Raw genomic sequence first — 16,170 nt, forward strand, 5'->3', positions numbered from 1 at the left:
TGACCAACTGGTTAGGGCTTTTCAATATCATCTATTTTACTTCGCCACTTTCAGCAACTGGGGCATGTCGTACACCTTAGCAAACTCCCGTTCTACTGCTTGCTCCGTGATGTTGACGTAGCGCTGGAAGGCCCGCCAAGTACGGTGCCCGGTAATCTTCATTACCAGCTCAGGCCGTAAGCCCCGCTCCAGGCTCAGTGTAACAAACGTACGGCGGCCGGTGTGGCAGCCCAGCTTCTCCCACTTGGCTACTGTCTGACTGGAGCGATTGCCCGCTTTGTACTTGATGATTTCAATAGGATCAGTAATGCCCGCCAGCTGCCCCAATTCTTTGAGGTAGTCGTTTAGCTTCTGATTCGTAATCAGCCGTACCCCACCGGCTAAGTAGCGAGTAACAATGATCAGCGCCCGGGCCTGTAGCGGTATGCTGATAATCTCCCTAGTCTTTTGCGTAGTGATGCGCAGCGTATTGCCCCGTAAGTGCTCAGCACGGATGCTTACTAGGTCCGAGTAGCGCAGTCCAGTATAGCAGCTGAGCAGGAACAGTGCGCGGGCATTCTCCAAGTAAGACCCTTCGGTCAGCTCCAGCGCCTCGAGTCGGGCTACCTCTTCAGCGGTCAGCGTCATAATATCCGGCTCCTGTCGCTTCCACTTCATCTTCTCCCAGCCGCGTGCCTCGGTGTACCCCCGATCAACAGCAAAGCGCATAAAGCGCCGCAGCCGGTCAAAGTGCTTGGCTATGGTGTTGTCGGTAAGATCAGCCGGGCCCATGAGGTAGGCGGTATAGGCATCGGCAAAGGCCGGTGTGATGGTATCAAAGTCGACGGCGTACCCCGTAGCTTTTTCAAAGTCTTGAAGGTGGCGCAGCGTCGTATTGCCGGCTCGAGCCGTGCCCACCTTACCTCGGGCCAAGGTCAGCTGCACCCATTCAGTATAGTACTCGGCAAACGTCTTGCGCTGCGCTTTCGGGTTGGGCGCTGGAGCTTGGGGGGCGGCTAGTTCGCGCAGTACTTCCGGGCTGGGTAGTAAGCCCAAGGCGCGCTGTTCGTCACAATAGGCAAGTAATTGCTTCGCCAGCAAGTCCAGCGCATCATTCAGTGCGCCGTTCTGCTGATAACCTCGTTCCTGAGCCCTCTGCTCGGCTTTGATCCACTGCTTGGGCAGGATGCTGAGGCCGGTGTAAACTTTGGTGCGTTGCCCGCTGCAACTGACTAAGGCAATGATGGCCGTGGGGATGGTAGCGTCAGGCCGCTTCAGGTGAAAGGAGACAGAAGCCATGGGGTAGGAGTTGTGCCAGGCTAAAGCTAGTGAAAGTTGTACCCTGGGGTACGGCTGGGGGTACAAAAACGCTCATTTATTAGCACCCAAACTCCTCTATCTTCACAACTGACACACAGAATATGCTTCAACAGTCTGCATTGAGGCATGTTTGAGTGAGATTAACTACTGTTTCAATGATGAGGTGTAAGTCCCTGCAGCTCCACAATAAACCCTCCTTACGCCACCGTGGGGAGGGTTTTCTGTTTTTACGTTCTTTCGAATCAGCTCAAAGAAATTATCTTTTCAGAACCTTTTCTAACAAGAGGTTAGATCTGAATTGGTGGCAAATGCGCACAACTCAAACAAAGGTTTAAAACCTTAGCCCAAGCTCGACAGTATAAGGAGCAAATTCCCTTGCTATAAAGACCCGGCGTGCCTTGTGCTCCGGGTCTTTGCATTTTGGTGCGGTTTGGTTGCGGGCGGATGCAGAAATATGTGCAGCATTGCGAGGTTGGTAGCTCCGACAATGTCACAATGCGTTGGATGTGATAGAAGCTTGGTGGTGGCTTGGGCTCTTTTGAAGCATTCGTTAAGGCTTACTGAAAGAATAGCGGAGTAAAAAGCGAGGTTTTTGGTTGTCACGCAGCCAGCAACATTTTCCTTGATACAGGGAGGGCAAATCCCCACATTTGAAACCCAACCCGCTTCTTTTCCATAACCAAACCACAAGATGAACGCCTTTAACTCTGCCATGGCTGGGCTGCAGGCGGCGGCCCTCGTGCAAGAAGCAATGCACGAGGGCCGTACCATCGAGGCGGCTTGTTTGTTGGCCCAGTGGGTACAAGTTCAGGAGGGTACGCCTGTGTTGGGGCAGGAGCAGCAAGCCCATTTGCTGCACAGCTGCCACGATTTGATCCTGAGCGAAATGGAAACCCGCTCCGACTTATGGGGCCGGGCACGCGCTTGCCTCTACGCAGCGCTGCTTCTCAGCTAAGCCTTTGCCAACCCTGCTGCCTGCGCTACCCCCGCAGCAGCGGCAGGTACGAAGCCCCTAAGGGCACAGGCTTGCCATTAATGCTGACTTGGTGCCGCTCGATGCGGTCGATTTTGTCTTTGGCAACGATAAACGAGCGGTGCACGCGCACGAAGCGGTCGGGGGGTAAAAGCTCCACCAGTTCGTTGATGGTCATGCGGGTAAGTACATTTTTACCCTCCAGCACAAACGTAACGTAGTTTCCCGCCGCCTCGAGGTACAAAATGTCCTCGTAGCGCACTTTCACTTGTTCGTAACCAGTCTTTACAAACAGGTAATCCTTGGGTGCCGCCGCGGCCGGAGCGGCTTGGCCCCGCAGCTGCAGTTGCTCGTGGGCTTTGTTGCAGGCTTTTACGAAGCGCGGCAAGGAAAACGGCTTGAGCAGGTAATCCAAAGCATCGAGCTCAAAACCCGTTACGGCGTGCTCGGCATAGGCTGTAGTAAAAATTACCATGGGCTTCTTCGCCAAGCTGCTCACCAGCTCCAAACCCGATATATCGGGCATGTTGATGTCGAGAAACAACAAATCGACGGGCTCGTGCTGCAGGTACTCCAGGCCCTCGAAGGCATTGGTGAAGCACGCTTTCAACTCCACAAACGGCACCTTGGCGGCAAGGGAGCGAATTACCTCGAGGGCAATGGGTTCGTCGTCGATGGCAATGGCAAGCATACTCTGTAACCTAGAATGGGGCGCGGCTAAAGCTGTAACGTAAGGTGCACGAAAAATTCGCTGCTGGTTTCGCGGATTATCAACTCGTGGCGTTTGGGGTAGAGCAAAGCAAGGCGCTGCTGCACGTTGCTGAGACCTAGGCCCGACTCGGCCAGCGGTTCTTGCTCGGGCCTGGGGTGCGTGCTGTTGTACACATCGAAATACAGCTTGCCTTGCGCGTAGTGCAGGGTGGTTTTTATCCAGGAGCGTCGTTGTAGGCTGATGCCGTGTTTAAAGGCGTTTTCCACAAACGGAATAAGCAGCATGGGCGCAATCCAGGTGGCTTCGGGCACCTCCTCGATGTTGGTTTCGAGAGTGATGTTGGGCGAGGTGGCAATGCGCAACGATTGCAGCTCGATGTAGTTGCGCAGGTATTCGATTTCGCGCGCCAGCAGTATGCGCGACTGGTGATTTTCGTGCAGCATAAACCGCATCATGTCGCCCAGCATCTGTATGCCCTGCGCAGTCCGCTCGCCTTGCTCCTGCAGCGCGGTGCCGTAAAGCGTATTGAGCGCATTGAACAAGAAATGCGGATTGATCTGAGCCCGCAGCAAATCAAGAGTGGCGTTTGATTGTCCTAGCTCTTGCTTTAGCCCCTCAAGGGCCCGCTGCCCTCGCGTGCGGCGCTGGTACACAAACCACGAAAGCGGCATGGTAAACATCACGTGGAATGCCGAGTGAAACAGGACGTAGCCCGCTGCCTCTTCGGCATCGCCGCCGCGCAACACAGCCACCAGAAAACCTACGGGCAATGCCGTGAGCACCAACGTAAGCGCCATCCGGAGTAAGTAACTCCAGAAAGGATGCTTACGACCTAGGGCGCTAGGGAGTAGTGTATGGCAAGCAAACGCGTGCAACAAAGTGCCACTTACGGCTAGCAGGCTCCAGTAGAAAACCAGTGCCCCGTCGTTACCGGCAACCAGGATAAAGGCCGAGCCCAAGGCCCACAAAATCAAGCCAACAGTTGCATCGCGCAGAATGCTGCGAGTTTCGGAAGACATGGTTTCGAGAACCGAAAACCACGATAGGCTGAGGTGCTTCACAGAAGTAAGATGGCCAGGTTTGAAGCCGGCCGGTACGTAAATAACGAAGAAACCGAATGGCAGAGGCAGGCAATGGTGCAGTGCGGGCAACCGTGGTGCTGCAACTCGGTCACCCATTGGGCCGGCAGCAGCGAATTGGCGGAGGGCTTGTGCTGCCGAAACTGCAGCGTGTGCACGGGCATATGAGCCGGCGGCTGAGCAGTAGGTGTGGGCTGAGGCAATCGGGTGCGCAGCGCGTAGGCCAAGGCCAGCCAGACCAGCGCCAAAACAGCCAGTACCACGGCCGGCCAGCGCCAAAGCCGCTCGGCTACTAAGCGAGGTTGTGCGAAGGTGCTCATTGCAGTAGGTGTTTGCCAGAGTTAGAAGCTGGTGGCTGCGGTAGCGCTGCCGTACTGGTGAGCAAGGTTAGCCTGCCTAGGCAAGGCCTGAAATAAAAAGTGACGAACAGCCCAGAAAATGGGATGAACAGCAGCCCAAGGCGCCGACTTGCCGAGGCTGCCGTGGGCTTAGGGGCAATGCCACCTAGAGCACAGGCGTAAACTACAACGCCCCGCCTGTTTACAGGCGGGGCGTTGTAGCTGCGGCAAGATTACTAAGGTTACTTATGCAACACCGACACCAGCGTGGATGAAGTAGTAGTCACGCGCTGCCGCCCAAGGAGGTAGCGGGCATTTTGAGCTGGCGAAGCCAAACGTTGTACTGCCTGCACAAACTGCGCATCGGCGTTGGCAGTGACCGCGGCATACTGCGCCGGCGAGCCAAATACTACCTGCGCCAGCGAATCCTGCTTGGCAAACTGCTGCAGAGCCAAGCGGTAGACCTGGTGCATTTGGTGAGGATGGAGCTGCATGCTATTACCTAGGTACCGGGCTACGTTGCAAGCCCGGGCATATTGCCCCGAAGTGGTTGTGCCGCCGGGTTGCCCGGCGTGTACCCGCACCGAGAGAGCAAGAATAAGCAGCAAAGCAAACGCGAGGTAGTAGCGGAAATTTTTCATGGTTGCTGAGGTGTAGCTGATGGGTAGGAGAAGCTGGCGCGCTGTGCTGCGCCTGTGTGGCTGATCAGATGGCTGAACCTACTTCTGCTTGTTTGCCCACGCCGGTTATTTATGCGAACGTGGTACTTTACTTGCCAGCTGTGATACTTTTCTTAGCGGCGCCAAGGCTTGTGCTGGGTAATGAGAAATCGGCTGATCAGGTTTAGGCCAAACCGCCCCAGATAAAAGGATGCACAACTACTTACCATCGGCCGAGGTCGGTTGCAGCGGGGAGAAGTACGTAGCCAGGCTTCCGCAGAAGCACGGAAATGCGGGCGGTGAGTGCGCTCGACAATAACCTTGCAGTAGCAAACCTGCGTAAGCGCGCATTCCGGCAGGGAACAACCGCACGGGTAAAAACATATCCATCCTCAACCAAAGCACCTCGTTATGAAAAAGGTAATCGTACTGGCAGCTATGCTCGCCGCAGGCTTTGCAACGCAAGCGCAAACAACCGCAGGCGGTACCACTTCGGGTGGCACCACCACCAGCGGCACTACTTCGGGTACTACCAGCGGCTCAACTACCATGAGCACCAGCGGTAGCACCTCGGGCTCATCTACTATGGGCACCACCACCTCGGGTACCACCAGCGGTACTACCGGCACTACTTCGGGTACCACCTCGGGTACTACTTACGGCACTACTTCAGGCACTACCAGCGGCTCGACGACCATGAGCACCAGCGGCTCTACGGGTACTACTTCGGGCACTACGAGCGGTAGCACCAGCGGCACCACTTCGGGCTCGATGGGCCAAGGCTCGACTACCAACGGTACGGTGCGTGGCCAAGGCCGCGAAAACAGCACCCAAAAAAGCAACCGCACCAAATCGAAGAGCACCCGTAGCCGCTCGTCTTCGAGCACCTCGGGTTCGCGCATGTAGCACCACCCCAGCGCAGTTTCAACAGGAGCCTGCACCGTTGGTGTGGGCTCCTTTGCGTTTGGGGTGCCGCCGCACCTAGGGTGAGTGAGCAGGATGAGGCAAATCTCTACCTTCGTTACCTCCCACCCACTTTACTCCCACCCATGAAAGAGTTGCGCAAGCAAGCCGAGCTAAATGGCCGGCCGCTAAAGCCCGAAAGCCTGATGATGAGCTACGGCTTTCGGCCCGAATGGAGCGAGGGCGCCATTAAGTGCCCCATCTTCCAGACCTCCACGTTCGTGTTTAAGAACGCCGAAGAGGGCAAAGCCTTCTTCGAATTGGCGTATGGCCTGCGCCAGCCCGCTCCCGAAGAGGAAATGGGCCTGATTTACTCGCGCCTCAACAACCCCTCGCTCGAAATTTTGGAAGACCGCCTTACCCTGTGGGACGGCGCCGAAGATGCCGCTTCGTTTGCTTCGGGCATGGCCGCCATCAGCACCTCGCTGCTGGCCCTGCTGAAGCCCGGCGACGTGGTGCTGCACTCCGAGCCCGTGTACGGCGGCACCGATTTCTTCTTGAAAAACGTACTGCCGCGCTTTGGCATCACGGCCGAAGGCTTTTCGCCCACGCTGCCCGCCGATGAACTGCAGGCTCGTGCCGCTGCCCTAGGTGAAAAGTTGGCCGTGCTGTACGTGGAGACGCCCGCCAACCCCACCAACCACCTCGTCGATCTGGATGCGTGCGTGGCGGCGGCTAAGCTGGCCGGCAGCACTGAGCGCCCCTGCCGTGTGGTGGTCGATAACACCTTCCTGGGGCCCGTGTTTCAGCACCCACTGCGCCACGGTGCCGATCTGGTACTGTACTCGGCTACCAAATTCCTGGGTGGCCACTCCGATTTGATTGCCGGCGCGGCCCTAGGTTCGAAAGCCCTGATGAAGGAGGTACGGGCCATGCGCACCTTTATGGGCACCATGTGCGACCCGAACACGGGCTGGATGCTGATGCGCAGCCTCGAGACCCTGAAACTGCGCATGGAGCGGGCCGCTCAATCGGCGCGCGTAGTAGCCGATTGGCTGCGGCAGCACCCGCAGGTTACGCGCACCTATTACCTAGGGCACCTCGACGACAACGCTGCCCAGCAGGATATTTACCGGCGCCAGTGCCTCTCGCCGGGCTCCATGATTTCGTTTGACATTGCCGGTGGCGAAGCCGAGGCGTTCCGCTTCCTCAACCGCTTGCAGCTGATTAAGCTGGCCGTGAGCCTGGGCGGTACGGAAAGCCTGGCCGAGCACCCCGCCACCATGACGCACTCCGACATCACGCCCGAACTGCAGCGCGAAATGGGCATCACCGAAAGCATGGTGCGCCTGAGCATCGGCGTAGAGGACCCTGCCGACATTATTGCCGACCTGTCCCAAGCCTTCGGCGACGAGGCCGAGGCGGCTGCGTTTGTTGATGCAAACGTGTACGACGCGGTAATCTAAGCCAAGCACTCAGGTGCCAAAACAGCACGGCCGGCACGCTCATTGAGCGTGCCGGCCGTGCTGTTTATTCGTAGGGGAAAGCCTTAGCGGCCGTTGTTATCAACCTCCAGCTCGCCGCCGATGCGCAGCAGCAAGGTGCTCAGCTGCGACAAACCCACTTTGCGTTCATCTGGAGCGTGCGGCATAATCTCCGTCACTTGTGCCCCCAGCATACTTAGGGAGCGGCCGATGGCAGGCCCATCGAGCTGGCCGCTGCTGAGAATGGACTGCAGGTTGCCGATTTCGCGGGCTATGTTCTGCAGCTCGGGCTGGCCACTTTGCAGGAACTGCTGCTGCCAAGCTTCGGTGTTGGTCATGGCTTCGCTCAGCGGCACAGCCGTTAGGCCGCTTTGCAGGGCATGAATGGTATCGGCGAGAAGGTCGGCGTTTTGGTCGGATTGGGGTGATTGCATGGTTGGGATATAGCTTAGTACGAAGTGGCTGATGAAGTGCGCGGCGCCGTAAGGCGGCCCACGTCGCGCAGAATAGCGCAGGCCTTGTGGGCGCTGGCTTCTTTATCTTTTATCTCGAGCATGATGTCGGCGTCGATGCCACGCAAATCATCTACAAAAGACCGGAACAGGTCTTCCTCGATGCTGTTCACGTGCTTGCCTTTCCGCTCGCCCGGTGCTTGCGAGCTGTAGTCGATCATCAGCGGGCCGTCCTTTTCGGGGTGCCAGGTGGCAGCAGCCAACTGCAAGGCCATGGGCATGGGCTCGCCGCTGTTTAGGCACTCGTGGTGGAAGTTATCGAACAGCACCGGCACGCCCACCGAGTCGTAGAGGCGCAAGCACTCCTGCAGGCTGTAGAGGCGGTCGTCGTTTTCAACCACCAGGCGCACCTTCACGGCTTCGGGCAGCAACTCGTTGTAAGTCGCAATCCAGCGCTTCAGGGCGGCTTCTTTGTCGCCGTACACGCCGCCGGCGTGTATCTGCAGCTTGGCCTTGCCGTCGAGGCCCATCAAATCGAGCATGGAGCCTTGGTACACCAGCTCGGCTACGCTACGCTCCACAATGCCGGTGTCGGGCGAGTTCAGCACCACAAACTGATCGGGGTGAAACGACACCCGCATATCATGCTGCTTGATGTAGTCGCCGATGGCCCTAAACTCGGCCGCAAAGCGCTCTTGCCAAGGGTAGGTATTGACGGGGTGCGAGCCAAACGGCACGATGCCCGAGCCAATCCGGAAAAAGCGCAAATCGTGCTGAACGTTGTACTCCAGAATGCGCTGCAGGCAAGCCAAGTTGTTGGCAACCGCCTGCTCCAGCCGCTCGGCCGAGTACGAGGCCAGCCGGAAGGTGGAGGTAGACGTGCAGTCGAGCGACTCGTTGACGCAAGGATAGCCAATTCTCATAGCTATGGCTTACGCCGGGGCCGCCCCCTAGGTTGGCAAAACCATGCATGTACCTAGGGCCGGCCTGCTTCGGCCAGCAGCGTGGCTTAACGCTTGGGCGACAAACTGCCAGCGGGCGGCTGAACGGGTTGGGTGGGCAACGCAGGCAAAGTGCGCGGCACCGAAATGGGCACGTAAGCGGAGTCACCCTCCACCTCGTAGCCCTTGTTTACGCGGAAGAGGCGGTTATAAGCGCGGCGCCGGGCCAGCTCATCGTTGTACTGCTTCTGAGCCTGAATTTCCTCCATCTTACGGCGCTGGTCGCCCTCGCGCGAAAACTGGTCGTAGAGGAAGCTGATGGGGCTGGCCAGCGTAGGAACGGGCGCCTTGGGGGCCGTAGAGTCGACGGGGAACAGGGGCTTGGGCTTGGGTGGGCGCTTTACCGCGTTGGGCGGTGGTGTAGACCGCCGAATGTTGCGCAAGGCCTTGTTGATGGTGGCATCGTCGGGGCGGCCTTCGCGAATGGTAACGCCCGTGAGCTGCACGCTGGTACGCTGCAGCTTTACTTGCACAATCAGCTGCGAGAGGCCCGTGCCACCTAGGGGCATGCGGTACGAGGCATAACCGATAGCCCGAAATTCAAGCGTGTCGGTTGATTGCGCTATCAGGTTGAAGCTGCCTTGCTCATCGGCTACCACGCCGCGGCGGGTGCGTAGGTTGATTACCGCTGCGCCGGGTATGTCTTGCCGCGTGTCTTTGTCGCTGATGGAGCCCGTAACGCGCACCTGCGTTTGCGCCGTTGCCGGCACAGCGGCCCACAGGCACAACACAGCAGCTAGGGCCAGCCACCAAGGCGAAATCAACCGATGTAAATTCAACGATACTTTCATGCAAGGCTGCAAACAACCAATCGGCCCGCAATGTATTCAAGCCTCAGGCCAATGAGTTAAAAAAAGCCTGCGCCGTTGGCAACGGCGCAGGCTTTTTTGCAAAATCCAGAATTAAGCCAACCGGCTATTCCATTTTTACCTTTTGGCCCTCTTCGGGTTTGTGCTTCACGGTGCCGTCGTCGGCATCCATTTTGGTTTTGTTGTCGGCGGCGTCCTTAATCTTCAGGTCGCCGTCGCGCTGAATCTTCACTTTCGTGTCGCCGTCTTTGGCTTTCATCGTGCCCGACATCGAAGCCGAACCCGACGCATTTTCAGCGTTCATGTCGTCGCCACTGGCCATCGAGGTGTTATCGGTGGTCATGTAGCGGTCTTCTAGGTACATGTCGCGGTTCGACTCGTAGGTGGCGTACATTTCGGGCTCCGTGAACACCGTCTTCAGTTCGGTGTCGGCGTCGGAGTACACGCGGTTCATTTCGGCGGCCATGCCGGTGGTGTCGTTGGCGTACTTGCTGTGCAGCTCACCTAGGCGCTTCGAGCGGTTGTAGTACACGGTGCGTACTTTCTCGCGAGTGGCGTCGTCGAGCTTCATGTTGCTCGCCATGTCCTGCGAAATCCGATCGGCGCGGCTGTTGTAGTCGGCATCGGAGTAGCCGCCCATGGCAGCCGAAGCGTTACCGGTGGCCGAAGTCTCAGTGGTCGTGGTTTCGGTGGTGGTAGCCGTCGAATCAGTGTTGCTGTTATCGCTGCTACACGAGGCCATGGTCAGCGCACCCGCGCAGGCCAATAGCATGAAGGTCTTTTTCATATCTAAGTAAGTCAACAGTTGAAGAAGGTACAGCGCCGTGGATGCCCTTGCCGGGCGTGCCACAGCACCATACACACCAGCTTATACGAAGCTGTTAATGTTGCGTTACCTAGATAATTGAGTACTTCTTAGATAAGCTACGCCCGGCGCAGCTCAAACACCGTGATTTCGGGCAGGAAGCCCACGCGACCAGGATAGCCGATGAAGCCGAGGCCGGTGTTTACGTACAGCAACTGCTTGCCGCGCTCGTACAGGCCCGCCCACTGCCGATATACATACTGCACGGGGCTCCACTTAAGGTGCGGCAGGTTCACGCCAAACTGCATGCCATGCGTGTGGCCCGAAAGCGTGAGGTCGATGTCGTTGTACTCCAGTACTTGCGCCTCCCAGTGCGAGGGGTCGTGCGAGAGCAGGATTTTAAAAGGCGCATCGCCCGCCGAAGCGTAGGTTTTGGGCAGGTCGCCGTACTTAGCAAATCCGCGCTGGCCCCAGTTCTGCACGCCCAAAATGGCAATCTTCTCGCCGTTCCGCTCAATGTGGTGCGTTTCATCGAGCAGCAGGCGCCAGCCAATTTTGGCGTGGTTTTGCTTGATGCGGGCCAGGTTGGCGGCCTTGGCCTCGGCGCCACCTAGGGGGCCCCAGTCCACGTAGTCGGAGTAGTCGTGGTTGCCGAGCACCGAGAGCTTGGCTCCGCCCGAGGTAATACCGGCCAGCGTTTCAATGTGCTCCTCTACCTCGTGGGCGAAGTTGTTTACTAGGTCGCCGGTCATCACTACCAGGTCGGCACCCTGTTGGTTGATGAGTTCCACAGCCCGGCGGAGCGGCTCTTTCGATTGGAAGGAGCCCGTATGCAGATCCGAAATCTGCACCATCTTGAAACCATCGAACGAAGCCGGTAGGTTCGGGAACCGCAACGTCACGCGCTTGATGCGGTAATCGGTGGCGCCTTTTACCATGCCGTAAATCAGCGCCACAAACGGAATACCCGCCGTAAGCAGGGCCATTTTGCTCAGGAACTCGCTGCGCGTAATAGGCGCGCCGCTTGCCACGGCACCATCGCCCGAGCGCGTGAACAACCGCGCCACCCAACGGCCCAGGCGTACAACGTCTTCGGGTACCAAAAAAAGCAGCACAATGAGCTTGGCTACCACAAACGCCAGCAGCAAGCCGCCGATGTATGATTTAACGGCACTGCCACCCATGTGGCGGGTGCTCATGGCCCAAATACCCGCCACCCATAGGCCAACGGTTACCAGCCAGTAGGCCGCCGTAACCACGCGCCGGGTGTTTAGCGAATAATGCTGCAACAGCGTGCGAATGGCTTGCGAGCCGTACCACTCGGCCACCACCAGCAGCGCCAGAAAAAAGAACGATGAAAACAGACGAGACATATCGAGGCTAACAAACTCCGCGGCGGCCGTATGGTTGCAGCCGCGCGTCTGTACGTAAGACGAACAAGTTGAAATTTTACTTTACTCCGCCCCTCAACAATTGTAGTGCCGTATGAATTCGCTTGACATGATGTCGGAAGAGGAAAGCGTACCGGGCAGCTACCAGGCGCCGGCGAGTTTCAGCATCAAGAGCTGGGCCGAAGAAGACCGCCCCCGCGAAAAGCTGCTGCTCAAGGGCCGCGCTGCCCTGTCGGATGCCGAGCTGATGGCCATTTTACTCGGTTCGGGCACGGCTAAGCTCTCGGCCGTGGATGTGGCCAAGCTGGTGTTGGCCTCTACCGGCAACGACTTAAACCAGTTAGCCAAGCTTTCGGTGAAGGAGCTAATGCGCCACAAAGGCATTGGCGAGGCCAAAGCCATAACCATTGTGGCAGCCCTCGAGCTGGGCCGGCGCCGTAAAGAAACCGCTGCGGCCGAGCGCACCACCATCACCTGCTCCACTGATATATATAACCTTGTGCGCCCCAACCTCCAGGACTTACCGCACGAAGAATTTTGGGTGATTATGCTGAACCGGGCCAACGTGGTAATGCGGCAGGAGAAAATCAGCAGCGGGGGAGTAGCCGGCACCGTGGCCGACCCCAAAATGATCTTCAAGCACGCTCTGGAGCAGCTGGCCAGCAGCATTATCCTAGTACACAATCACCCCAGCGGCAACCGCCAGCCCTCCGCCGCCGACATTGCCCTCACGAAAAAGCTGAAGGAAGCTGGCAAGTTTTTGGACCTGCCCGTGCTCGACCATCTTATCTACACCGACCGCGGCTATTACAGCTTCATGGATGAAGGCATCTTGTAACCGCCGCCCTAGGTGCCGCTTGCTGTTGTGAGCTGCGCGGGGCACGGCACCTAGGGCGGCAGCCATGAAATCAGCCCAGGCCAACGCATCACTCGCTCCGGCGATGCTAGCTTTGCGGTATGGCGAAAATTTCAGTGCCCAGAATATTATTAGGTGTCGGCCTGGTCGCAGTGCTTGGCTACATCTTTTCCGACTTAGTTCTCAACGACGACCAGTACGCGTTTAAGCTGAAGCAGGAGCGGAAGCAGAAAAACGAGCAGTTCCGCAGCCACAGCGACTCGCCCCTGCCCGAAGAGCTCCACGAAAAGTTCGACAGCCTGCGCTACTACACGCCAAACCGCGAGTGGCGCATTGTAGCCAAAATTGAGCGCCTGGCTGAGGGCGACACCATTAGCCTGCAGCTAACCGAAGGCGGCGCCGACAAGTACACGCGCTTTGCCCGCGCCACTTTTGAGGTTGCCGGCCAGCCGCAGGCACTCACGTTGCTCAAGCGCGCCAGCAAAACCGACCCGACGCTGTTCGTGCCCTTCACCGATAAAACCAACGGCCTCACCACCTACGGTGGCGGCCGCTACCTCGATGTGGAAACGCCCGGCGAGAACGACAAGCAAGTAGTGCTCGATTTTAACCGTACCTACAACCCCTACTGCGCCTACGGCGACAGCATCGCCTCGTGCCCGATGCCACCCAAAGAGAATTGGTTAAGCGTAGAGGTGCCGGTAGGGGAGAAAACTTACAAGGAGCTATAGCGCCTGTAGCGCGGACTTTGTAGTCCGCGTCCCCAGATAGTAACTTCTGATCAGCTTAACGATTGAGACTACTATCCTAGGACGCGGGCTACAAAGTCCGCGCTACATCGTTCGGCACCGTTTACCTTTGCTGCTTCAGCCCAAACGGCCCAGGGCTACCTAGGCCGCAGCCAACTGACCATATATGAAGATTTCCCTCGACTGGCTCCGCACCCTGTTTCCCACCGATAAAACGCCGGCCGAGATTTCGGCGCTGCTCACCAGCACGGGCCTCGAAGTAGAGGGCCTCGAGGAGCTGGAAAGCGTGCCGGGCGGTTTGCAGGGCGTGGTGCTGGGCACGGTGCTCACCTGCCAGAAGCACCCCGATGCCGATAAGCTCAGCATTACCACCGTGGATGTAGGCGACGCCACGCCGCGCAACATTGTGTGCGGTGCGCCCAACGTGGCTGCCGGCCAGCGCGTGGTGGTAGCTTTGGAGGGTGCTATGCTGCACCCCACCAGCGGCGAGCCGTTCAAAATAAAGAAGTCGAAAATCCGTGGTGCTGCCTCGGAGGGCATGATCTGCGCTGAGGATGAAATTGGCGTGGGTACCTCGCACGCCGGCATTATGGTGCTCGACACCGACCTGCCCAACGGCACACCGGCCGCCGAGTATTTCGGCCTTGGCTCCGACCATGTGCTGGAGATTGGCCTGACGCCGAACCGCGCCGATGCCGCCTCGCACTTCGGCGTAGCCCGCGATTTGCGCGCCCTGCTGCGCCAGCCCGTGCAGCTGCCCGATGTAACGCAGTTCCACGCGCCGGCTCAGGCCAACGGCACGGCTATTGGCGTGCAAATTGAGGATGCTGATGCGTGCCCGCGCTACGCGGGCTTGCTGCTCGAAGGCGTGCAAGTAGGCCCCTCGCCCGAGTGGATGCAACGCCGCCTGCGCAGCATTGGCCTCTCGCCCATCAACAATGTCGTCGACGTAACCAACTACGTGCTGCACGAGCTGGGTCAGCCGCTGCACGCGTTTGATGCCGACCAAATTGGCGGCAACGGCATTCGGGTGCGCCGCGCCGCGGCCAGCGAGCAGTTCGCTACCCTTGATGGCATTGAGCGCACCCTCAAGGCCGAGGATTTGGTTATTGCCGATGCCGAAGGCCGTGCCTTGGCGCTGGCGGGGGTATTTGGCGGCAAAACCTCGGGCGTTACCGAAGGTACCACCCGCGTATTCCTCGAAAGCGCCTACTTCAACCCGGCCGTAGCGCGCAAAACCGCCCAAAACCACCAGCTCAAAACCGACGCGTCGTTCCGCTTTGAGCGCGGTACCGATCCGCACATGGTACCGCTGGCCCTCAAGCGGGCGGCCCTGCTGCTGCAAGAGGTGGCCGGTGCCCGCGTGGCTTCGCCAGTAGTAGACGAATTTCCTAAGCACATCGAGCACACGCCGGTGCGCCTGCTGCTGCCGCGCGTCGAGAAGCTCATCGGCCACTACATCGCGCCCGACCGCATCCGTCAGATCCTAACCGATCTGGACATCCTCATTGTGGAGGAAAACGACGTGCACGGCGGGCCGGAGTGGATTGTATCGGTGCCGCCGTATCGCGTGGACGTAACCCGTGAAGCCGATGTGGTGGAGGAAATCTTGCGCATTTACGGCTACGACCACGTGCCGCTGCGCACCCACAACGCCGCCGACTACCTGGCCAACTTCCCGCAACCCGATGCCGAGCTGCTCCGCCGCGACGTGTCGCAGTTGCTCAGCGGTCAGGGCTACTCCGAAATCGTAACGAACTCGCTCACCAACTCGCGCTACTTCGAAACCGCGGAACAGCCCGATGGCAACCTGGTGCGCGTACTCAACTACAACTCGGCCGACCTCGACGTGATGCGCCCCACGCTGCTGCACTCGGGCCTCGAAATTGTACGCCACAACGTAAACCGCCGCCAGCGCGACCTGAAGTTGTACGAGTTCGGCCGTAGCTACCACCGCCAGCCCGATGGCAGCTACAAAGAGCGCCCCACCCTAGGTATCTTCCTGACGGGCAATGTGCAGGCCGAAAGCTGGCAGCAGCCCGACGCCAAAACGGCTTACCACCACCTGGCCGGCGCCGTGCTGCAGGTGCTGCGTAGCCTGGGCCACCTGCAGCCGGGTCAGCAACCCGTGCAGCACCCGTACCTCAACGGCGGCCTTACCCTGCTGTTGCACAACCAGCCGGTGGTGCACCTGGGTAGCGTATCGCCGAAGGTGCTGAAGCAGATGGACGTGAACCAGCCCGTGTGGTACGCCGAGCTCGACTGGGCGTGGCTGACCAAGAAGTATCGAGGGGCCCTCACGGTGCAGGAACTGCCCAAGTTCCCCGAAGTCCGCCGCGACCTGTCGTTGGTAGTCGACCTAGGCGTGAGCTTCGAGCAACTGCGCCAGATTGCCACCAAAGCCGAGAAGAAGCTGCTGCGCGAAGTGAACGTGTTTGACGTGTACCAGGGCGAAAACCTAGGTGCCGGCAAAAAGTCGTACTCGCTGAGCTTCCTGCTGCAAGACCCCGAGCGCACGCTCACCGACCAAGCCATCGATCAGGTGATGCAAAAACTCATGACGCAGTTCGAGCAGCAGGCCGGAGCGGTTATCCGGAAGTAGCTTTTAGAAGAACGTGGCGCCAACTTTGTGGCCTGCGCGAGTAAGGTAGTAAGCTCAA

16 protein-coding genes are annotated in these 16,170 nt (G+C 58.6%); 6 read left to right on the forward strand and 10 right to left on the reverse strand.

Going from position 1 to position 16,170, the window contains the following annotated elements; all coding sequences use genetic code 11:
• Positions 1–36: 36 nt before the first annotated feature.
• Complete coding sequence (locus tag ASU33_RS01155; protein WP_059067316.1) at positions 37–1,278, reverse strand: tyrosine-type recombinase/integrase; 1,242 nt, start codon at positions 1,276–1,278, stop codon at positions 37–39.
• Positions 1,279–1,990: 712 nt separating this feature from the next.
• On the opposite strand from ASU33_RS01155, the gene ASU33_RS01160 reads away from it, so the two are divergent.
• Positions 1,991–2,254 carry a hypothetical protein gene (locus ASU33_RS01160; RefSeq protein ID WP_059067318.1) on the forward strand — a complete coding sequence of 88 codons (264 nt, stop codon included), beginning with the start codon at positions 1,991–1,993 and terminating at the stop codon, positions 2,252–2,254.
• A gap of 25 nt (positions 2,255–2,279) precedes the next feature.
• Here ASU33_RS01160 and ASU33_RS01165 read toward each other — a convergent pair whose 3' ends face one another.
• The 4 genes from ASU33_RS01165 to ASU33_RS01180 all read right to left on the reverse strand — a co-directional run bounded on the left by ASU33_RS01165 (position 2,280) and on the right by ASU33_RS01180 (position 5,042).
• Positions 2,280–2,963, reverse strand: a complete 684-nt coding sequence (locus ASU33_RS01165) for a LytR/AlgR family response regulator transcription factor (RefSeq protein ID WP_059067320.1) — start codon at positions 2,961–2,963, stop codon at positions 2,280–2,282.
• 26 nt (positions 2,964–2,989) lie between these two features.
• Complete coding sequence (locus ASU33_RS01170) at positions 2,990–4,045, reverse strand: sensor histidine kinase (RefSeq protein ID WP_059067322.1); 1,056 nt, start codon at positions 4,043–4,045, stop codon at positions 2,990–2,992.
• Positions 4,042–4,383, reverse strand: a complete 342-nt coding sequence (locus tag ASU33_RS21705) for a hypothetical protein (RefSeq protein ID WP_059067324.1) — start codon at positions 4,381–4,383, stop codon at positions 4,042–4,044. Before ASU33_RS21705 ends, ASU33_RS01170 begins: the two co-directional genes overlap by 4 nt.
• Positions 4,384–4,643: 260 nt before the next feature.
• A complete protein-coding gene (locus ASU33_RS01180) occupies positions 4,644–5,042 on the reverse strand; it encodes a hypothetical protein (protein WP_059067326.1) in 399 nt (132 codons plus the stop codon).
• A 429-nt stretch (positions 5,043–5,471) separates the two neighbouring features.
• Between ASU33_RS01180 and ASU33_RS21390 the strand changes: the two genes are divergently transcribed.
• Together ASU33_RS21390 and ASU33_RS01195 are read left to right on the forward strand one after the other, a co-directional pair.
• Positions 5,472–5,966, forward strand: a complete 495-nt coding sequence (locus tag ASU33_RS21390; RefSeq protein WP_160328107.1) for a hypothetical protein — start codon at positions 5,472–5,474, stop codon at positions 5,964–5,966.
• 143 nt (positions 5,967–6,109) lie between these two features.
• Positions 6,110–7,429, forward strand: a complete 1,320-nt coding sequence (locus ASU33_RS01195) for a cystathionine gamma-synthase family protein (RefSeq protein WP_059067331.1) — start codon at positions 6,110–6,112, stop codon at positions 7,427–7,429.
• An 83-nt stretch (positions 7,430–7,512) separates the two neighbouring features.
• Here ASU33_RS01195 and ASU33_RS01200 read toward each other — a convergent pair whose 3' ends face one another.
• The 5 genes from ASU33_RS01200 to ASU33_RS01220 form a co-directional block, all read right to left on the reverse strand.
• Positions 7,513–7,881 carry a hypothetical protein gene (locus tag ASU33_RS01200; RefSeq protein ID WP_059067333.1) on the reverse strand — a complete coding sequence of 123 codons (369 nt, stop codon included), beginning with the start codon at positions 7,879–7,881 and terminating at the stop codon, positions 7,513–7,515.
• A 14-nt stretch (positions 7,882–7,895) separates the two neighbouring features.
• Positions 7,896–8,822, reverse strand: coding sequence for a UV DNA damage repair endonuclease UvsE (gene uvsE / locus ASU33_RS01205; RefSeq protein ID WP_059067335.1), 927 nt, complete (start codon positions 8,820–8,822; stop codon positions 7,896–7,898).
• An 86-nt stretch (positions 8,823–8,908) separates the two neighbouring features.
• Positions 8,909–9,691 carry a carboxypeptidase-like regulatory domain-containing protein gene (locus ASU33_RS01210; protein ID WP_078062772.1) on the reverse strand — a complete coding sequence of 261 codons (783 nt, stop codon included), beginning with the start codon at positions 9,689–9,691 and terminating at the stop codon, positions 8,909–8,911.
• A 124-nt stretch (positions 9,692–9,815) separates the two neighbouring features.
• Positions 9,816–10,496, reverse strand: a complete 681-nt coding sequence (locus tag ASU33_RS01215) for a hypothetical protein (RefSeq protein WP_059067339.1) — start codon at positions 10,494–10,496, stop codon at positions 9,816–9,818.
• A 137-nt stretch (positions 10,497–10,633) separates the two neighbouring features.
• The gene (locus ASU33_RS01220) at positions 10,634–11,887 is read right to left on the reverse strand and encodes a metallophosphoesterase (protein ID WP_059067341.1); all 1,254 of its coding nucleotides are present in this window, start codon (positions 11,885–11,887) and stop codon (positions 10,634–10,636) included.
• A 127-nt stretch (positions 11,888–12,014) separates the two neighbouring features.
• Between ASU33_RS01220 and radC the strand changes: the two genes are divergently transcribed.
• The 3 genes from radC to pheT all read left to right on the forward strand — a co-directional run bounded on the left by radC (position 12,015) and on the right by pheT (position 16,112).
• A complete protein-coding gene (gene radC / locus ASU33_RS01225) occupies positions 12,015–12,743 on the forward strand; it encodes a RadC family protein (RefSeq protein WP_173664823.1) in 729 nt (242 codons plus the stop codon).
• 119 nt (positions 12,744–12,862) lie between these two features.
• Positions 12,863–13,492, forward strand: a complete 630-nt coding sequence (locus ASU33_RS01230) for a DUF1684 domain-containing protein (RefSeq protein WP_078062774.1) — start codon at positions 12,863–12,865, stop codon at positions 13,490–13,492.
• A 184-nt stretch (positions 13,493–13,676) separates the two neighbouring features.
• Entirely contained in the window at positions 13,677–16,112 is a 2,436-nt protein-coding gene (gene pheT / locus ASU33_RS01235) for a phenylalanine--tRNA ligase subunit beta (protein WP_059067345.1), read from the forward strand.
• Positions 16,113–16,170: the final 58 nt, after the last annotated feature.

The sequence above is a fragment of the Solirubrum puertoriconensis genome (assembly GCF_001483135.1).
In the GTDB taxonomy this organism is placed as follows: Bacteria; Bacteroidota; Bacteroidia; order Cytophagales; family Hymenobacteraceae; genus Solirubrum; species Solirubrum puertoriconensis.

Bases quoted from the DNA above. Each gene is read 5' to 3' on its own strand.
- pheT (WP_059067345.1), top strand. From the start codon at position 13,677: ATGAAGATTTCCCTCGACTGGCTCCGCACCCTGTTTCCCACCGATAAA.
- ASU33_RS01180 (WP_059067326.1), bottom strand. From the start codon at position 5,042: ATGAAAAATTTCCGCTACTACCTCGCGTTTGCTTTGCTGCTTATTCTT.
- ASU33_RS01155 (WP_059067316.1), bottom strand. From the start codon at position 1,278: ATGGCTTCTGTCTCCTTTCACCTGAAGCGGCCTGACGCTACCATCCCC.
- radC (WP_173664823.1), top strand. From the start codon at position 12,015: ATGATGTCGGAAGAGGAAAGCGTACCGGGCAGCTACCAGGCGCCGGCG.
- ASU33_RS01210 (WP_078062772.1), bottom strand. From the start codon at position 9,691: ATGAAAGTATCGTTGAATTTACATCGGTTGATTTCGCCTTGGTGGCTG.
- ASU33_RS01195 (WP_059067331.1), top strand. From the start codon at position 6,110: ATGAAAGAGTTGCGCAAGCAAGCCGAGCTAAATGGCCGGCCGCTAAAG.
- uvsE (WP_059067335.1), bottom strand. From the start codon at position 8,822: ATGAGAATTGGCTATCCTTGCGTCAACGAGTCGCTCGACTGCACGTCT.
- ASU33_RS01220 (WP_059067341.1), bottom strand. From the start codon at position 11,887: ATGTCTCGTCTGTTTTCATCGTTCTTTTTTCTGGCGCTGCTGGTGGTG.
- ASU33_RS01230 (WP_078062774.1), top strand. From the start codon at position 12,863: ATGGCGAAAATTTCAGTGCCCAGAATATTATTAGGTGTCGGCCTGGTC.
- ASU33_RS21705 (WP_059067324.1), bottom strand. From the start codon at position 4,383: ATGAGCACCTTCGCACAACCTCGCTTAGTAGCCGAGCGGCTTTGGCGC.
- ASU33_RS21390 (WP_160328107.1), top strand. From the start codon at position 5,472: ATGAAAAAGGTAATCGTACTGGCAGCTATGCTCGCCGCAGGCTTTGCA.
- ASU33_RS01165 (WP_059067320.1), bottom strand. From the start codon at position 2,963: ATGCTTGCCATTGCCATCGACGACGAACCCATTGCCCTCGAGGTAATT.
- ASU33_RS01200 (WP_059067333.1), bottom strand. From the start codon at position 7,881: ATGCAATCACCCCAATCCGACCAAAACGCCGACCTTCTCGCCGATACC.
- ASU33_RS01160 (WP_059067318.1), top strand. From the start codon at position 1,991: ATGAACGCCTTTAACTCTGCCATGGCTGGGCTGCAGGCGGCGGCCCTC.
- ASU33_RS01215 (WP_059067339.1), bottom strand. From the start codon at position 10,496: ATGAAAAAGACCTTCATGCTATTGGCCTGCGCGGGTGCGCTGACCATG.